The 576-nt window shown below is 48.6% G+C and carries 1 tRNA gene and 1 rRNA gene; both read left to right on the forward strand.

The features are described from left to right. A 16S ribosomal RNA gene (locus ACSBQV_RS24240) occupies positions 1-115 on the forward strand; the annotation flags it as partial. 88 nt (positions 116-203) lie between these two features. After that, positions 204-279: transfer RNA gene (locus tag ACSBQV_RS24245), tRNA-Glu, on the forward strand. Positions 280-576: the final 297 nt, after the last annotated feature.

Consider the following 576-nt stretch of genomic DNA (forward strand, 5'->3'; position numbering starts at 1 on the left):
AAAAGAAGTAGGTAGCTTAACCTTCGGGAGGGCGCTTACCACTTTGTGATTCATGACTGGGGTGAAGTCGTAACAAGGTAACCGTAGGGGAACCTGCGGTTGGATCACCTCCTTACCTAAAGATATTGATTCGAGTGGCGTGCTCACACAGATTGTCTGATGAAAAAGTAACGAGCAAAAGCGTCATAAAAGTACGGTGTCGTGTCCCCTTCGTCTAGAGGCCTAGGACACCGCCCTTTCACGGCGGTAACAGGGGTTCGAATCCCCTAGGGGACGCCAAGCTTCCGACCCACCCGGTGAAAGCGGCGGTCTCAAGTATCTGACGATACACCATATCTTAAAGATGACTTCCGAGTCATGTTTAAGATATTGCTCTTTAACAATCTGGAACAAGCTGAAAATTGAAACATGACGGCTGAAATTTGTCCCTCCGTAGATGTATTGGGATGAAGAGTAACCTGTCATAGAGTCTCTCAAATGTTTGCAGCGCGAACGATGGAAACATCTTCGGGTTGTGAGGTTAAGTGACTAAGCGTACACGGTGGATGCCTAGGCAGTCAGAGGCGATGAAGGGCG

It is taken from the genome of Serratia sp. B501, from assembly GCF_051172315.1.
In the GTDB taxonomy this organism is placed as follows: Bacteria; Pseudomonadota; Gammaproteobacteria; order Enterobacterales; family Enterobacteriaceae; genus Serratia; species Serratia ureilytica.